Source organism: Pseudoalteromonas sp. TB25 (genome assembly GCF_000497995.1).
Lineage (GTDB): Bacteria > Pseudomonadota > Gammaproteobacteria > Enterobacterales > Alteromonadaceae > Pseudoalteromonas > Pseudoalteromonas distincta.
In genome coordinates, this window is record NZ_AUTI01000083.1 from 1 (window position 1) to 3,943 (window position 3,943).

Consider the following 3,943-nt stretch of genomic DNA (forward strand, 5'->3'; position numbering starts at 1 on the left):
GAGCCATAATCTAAACCAACTAAGCCACCGCCTTGTGTGGTGTCGGGCGTTATTACATTAATAACACCATGCACGGCGTTTGAGCCATAAAGTCCAGAGCCAGGGCCTTTTAGCACTTCAATGCGCTGCGCCATTTCGCTGTGCGCCTCAAATAGCTCGTTTATGTTACAAAACCCAGCGGCTCTCAGTGATATGCCATCCTCCAAAGTCAATATGCCACCACAAGCGCCAGCGCCCGAAAGTACGGGGGAGCGAAGTGCGGGTAAATACTCTTGGCCATTTCCGCGTTGAATATTAGCTCCTGCTACACGTTGCAGGGCTTCTTCAATATGGGTAGGCGCTATGCTGTTTAGCTGCGCTTCGCTGAGTGTACTTATTGATAAAGGGAGTGGGGTAGATAGCGCTTCAATACGTGATGCCGTAGTTGTTATGGTTTCTATTGCATCGTTGTTTTTATTATCGGCAAACGCAGTGTGGCTAAAGGGTAATATCAGCGGCAAAAAATAAGGTTTCATACATTCCTTGAAAGTAATCTATATTGCATTGCCTCTATAATATGCGGTTTTAATATGCATTTAAACTTGTTGCGTTAAAGCGTACGTAACCTGTAAACCCGATACGTAATTGATAAAACAAAACAAGCCACAGCAGGAAACACTAAAGCTAGCACTAAGTAATGCTTAAATAAAACGTAGCCGGTTATACCGCCTAGTAAAAAGCCTGCAATAATGAGTAAAAACATAACGCCTTTACGGGTATCAAATTGCTCATCTTTAAGCGCTTTACCTAGCATTAAACCAAGGTCAGTAAAAATACCGGTTAAATGTGTCGTACGTATAACAGCACCACTGTAATTAGTTGCTAGCGCATTTTGTAACCCACACGCAGCAGACGTTAATACAATGCCGTAAACGAATGTGTTTTTGAGTAAATAAGCACTCGCAAGTAGCAGCAATCCTTCAATAAAAAGCAAAGTGTCGTAATGACGACCAAGTTTTAATGAGCCACCAGAGAGCAAAAAGCCCGACAGTGCCGAACCCAACATAAAGCTAACAATTATTGAAAGTAACAATAAGGCAGTACTAGGATTAGTTATTGCTTTAATACCAAGTAAAGTAACAGAGCCAGATACATGCGAAATAGCCTGGTGCTCAAATCCTAATAAGCCTACAGCGTTTACTATGCCCGCTATAAATGCGAGCGTAAACGCGCCATATTCAACCCACTTTGGTAGTTTTGTAAACATTGGTTATCTCTTAACGTGTACAGTGTTAATTATTGAGTTTGTGCTTTAAAACGCTTTATTTGCTCATCAACTAATTTTGTATCTATTACGCCACGCTTAAAAGCAATGTAAGTAGGAAACGTAAACTCATTGAGCTGCCTAGCGGATACGTTTTTATATTCCTTTGAGTACCACAAACCCGCTTGATAGTTAGTTATTGCGTATTCAACGCGATTTTTTTCTAGCAGCTCAAAAGTGTCTTTAGTTGAAAGTGAACGAAGCAGATTATTCTCATCAAGGTTATACTTTTTAGCAATAACCTCAGGCACAGGAACGCCGCGCAGCATTGCTATTGGGGTATTTGATAAATCGTCAGTGAGCAATTTATCTTTGTTTAAAGCAAATAAACCATACTTAGTAGTATGCAAGGGCACGCTTGTAAAATCTAAATACTCTGCTCGCTCTTTTGTATTGGCCAAAGAGAAATAGCAGTCGTAGTAGCCCAGCGCCATTTCTTTTTTAACGCGCGCCCATGGCAGATGAATTACGTCAATTTTAAGATTTAAATTACGCTCAATAAAGGTTAAGTATTCAATATCTAAACCTGTGAACGTTTCGCTTTTCTCATCAAATATAGTAAAAGGCGGGTAGTGAGTTGTTACGCAGCGCAGGGCTTTACTTGGCGCTGCAAGTAATAATGAAGGTAAAGTTAAAGCTAAAAACAGAAATATTGCGCGCATAAATAAAAATTCGATATCTTTTAAAATACATAAATTGAACGCCAATTATACAGTTACTGAGCTTAATTGCATTGATCTAAGTATTTTTACCTAGCGTATAAGTTAAATTTTGTGAGATATACCATGTTTAACGCAGAGCAGCAGTCACGCATTATCGAAATGGCGTGGGAAGATAGAACCCCTTTTGAGGCAATAGAGCAGTTATACGGATTAAAATACCCGCAGCTGGTGGTATTTATGCGCGAACATATTTCAAAAGGCAGTTTTAAAGTGTGGCGTAAACGCCATGCTGGTCGTAAAACAAAACACTTAAAATTACGCGATCCCGCTATTATGCGAAGCCACTGTAAAACACAATATAAACAACGTTAAATAAGTGTAAGCTGTTTCATATGATGTTCAGCCGTGTTTGTTAACCTTTAGCTATTAATTACGCTAGAGATTATTTATGAGAGCACTAACATACACAGCACTAATAGCATTGGCTTTATGTTCAATAAGCGCAGATGCGAAACCGCATAAAGATAAGCATGGTCATAAACACGGCCATAATAAGCATCATTCACATAAACACAACGACAATGACTACCTTTCTAAAAAAGAGGCTAAGCAGCTAATTCGCGCAGGTTGGACGCCACCAGGGCTAAGTAAAAGCTACCACCGAGGCGACTATTTAGATCGTGATTTATACAAACGAGGTAGAGTGATTGAACGCTCTAGAGATAATGGTACAGTGAGTATTGAAATAGACCGTACAGTTATTCACATGGTGCACGACACCCGAGAAATACTTTCAATTTTAAGTCGCTAAACTAACTTTATAAGGATATTAAAATGCTCATTGCGCTGGCTATAATTATTGGCTTTTTTTTACTGGTTACCTTGTTGCCTATGTCGTACAGCCAGCATTACTTAGTGCGTAGCTGCGACTTTGTGCGCTTACAGGTATTTTATATTGCCAGTTTTGTAGCCGTTACATCGTTGTTTTTATTATGGCAAAGTAGCGCAATAGGTTATGTATTTATAGCCTTAACCTCATTACTTATAATGATTTTACAAGGTAAATGGATTTACCCGTATACGTGGCTTGCTAAAAAAGAAGTGCAAAGCGCACCAAAGCATATAGACCACAGCGTACGAATTATGTCGGCAAATGTACTGATGTCGAACCATAAAAGTGAGCAGCTAATTAGCCTTGTAGATGAGCACCAACCCGACCTGCTCATTACGCTTGAAAGCGATAGCTGGTGGGAAAATAAATTATCAGTCATTAAAAAAAATTACCCGTATTACATAGAATGCCCTAAAGACAATCGTTATGGCATGCACTTATACAGCAAGTTTAAAATACTCGATGCACAAATATGTGAGCTAATAGAAGAAGATATTCCTTCAATTCATATTCTGTTTGAAAATGATGAAGGCCTGCAAATGCAAGGTCACTTTATTCACCCCGCACCACCAAGCCCGACAGAGGAAGACTCATCACGTCCTCGCGACTCTGAGCTAATAATGGTGGCTAAAGCACTTAAAAACCCTACACGGCCTACTATAGTTGCCGGAGATTTAAACGACGTAGCATGGTCGCGCAGCACTCGTTTGTTTATGCAAATAAGTGGCTTTTTAGACCCTCGAAAAGGCCGTGGTTTTTATAACACCTTTCATGCAAGTTACTTTTTTATGCGTTGGCCGCTCGATCACTTATTTCACAGCGAAGGCTTTAAAGTAAAGCGTATTAAGCGCTTAGCTAAGTATGGCTCTGATCACTTTGCGCTACTCACTGAGCTTTCTTTTGAGAACGCTAATCAGGAGTCACTAGAAGATAAACCCGAAGATCTAAAGCAAGAAGAAATCCAAGAGCTTGCTATGAATAAGGCAGACAAGCGAAAAGTGCCGAGATTTGAGGAAAAGTTATAGCTATTAGGTAGTGTAGGTCGGATAGGTGGCGAAGCCACGCCATCCGACAAAAATAATGAAT

6 protein-coding genes are annotated in these 3,943 nt (G+C 40.0%); 3 read left to right on the forward strand and 3 right to left on the reverse strand.

Going from position 1 to position 3,943, the window contains the following annotated elements; translation table 11 throughout:
* The 3 genes from L652_RS0101635 to L652_RS0101645 form a co-directional block, all read right to left on the reverse strand.
* Positions 1 to 515: TonB-dependent receptor plug domain-containing protein (locus L652_RS0101635; protein ID WP_029770098.1), on the reverse strand; the 515-nt coding region annotated here is incomplete at its 3' end.
* Between the two features lie 74 nt (positions 516 to 589).
* Positions 590 to 1,246, reverse strand: a complete 657-nt coding sequence (locus L652_RS0101640; protein WP_024595122.1) for a YoaK family protein — start codon at positions 1,244 to 1,246, stop codon at positions 590 to 592.
* 29 nt (positions 1,247 to 1,275) lie between these two features.
* On the reverse strand, positions 1,276 to 1,965 hold the full coding sequence (locus L652_RS0101645; RefSeq protein WP_024595123.1) for a transporter substrate-binding domain-containing protein: 690 nt from the start codon (positions 1,963 to 1,965) through the stop codon (positions 1,276 to 1,278).
* 123 nt (positions 1,966 to 2,088) lie between these two features.
* Between L652_RS0101645 and L652_RS0101650 the strand changes: the two genes are divergently transcribed.
* The 3 genes from L652_RS0101650 to L652_RS0101660 all read left to right on the forward strand — a co-directional run bounded on the left by L652_RS0101650 (position 2,089) and on the right by L652_RS0101660 (position 3,882).
* The gene (locus tag L652_RS0101650; RefSeq protein ID WP_024595124.1) at positions 2,089 to 2,337 is read left to right on the forward strand and encodes a TIGR03643 family protein; all 249 of its coding nucleotides are present in this window, start codon (positions 2,089 to 2,091) and stop codon (positions 2,335 to 2,337) included.
* Positions 2,338 to 2,413: 76 nt separating this feature from the next.
* Positions 2,414 to 2,776, forward strand: coding sequence for a hypothetical protein (locus L652_RS0101655; RefSeq protein WP_024595125.1), 363 nt, complete (start codon positions 2,414 to 2,416; stop codon positions 2,774 to 2,776).
* 23 nt (positions 2,777 to 2,799) lie between these two features.
* The gene (locus L652_RS0101660) at positions 2,800 to 3,882 is read left to right on the forward strand and encodes an endonuclease/exonuclease/phosphatase family protein (RefSeq protein ID WP_024595126.1); all 1,083 of its coding nucleotides are present in this window, start codon (positions 2,800 to 2,802) and stop codon (positions 3,880 to 3,882) included.
* Positions 3,883 to 3,943 lie beyond the last annotated feature (61 nt).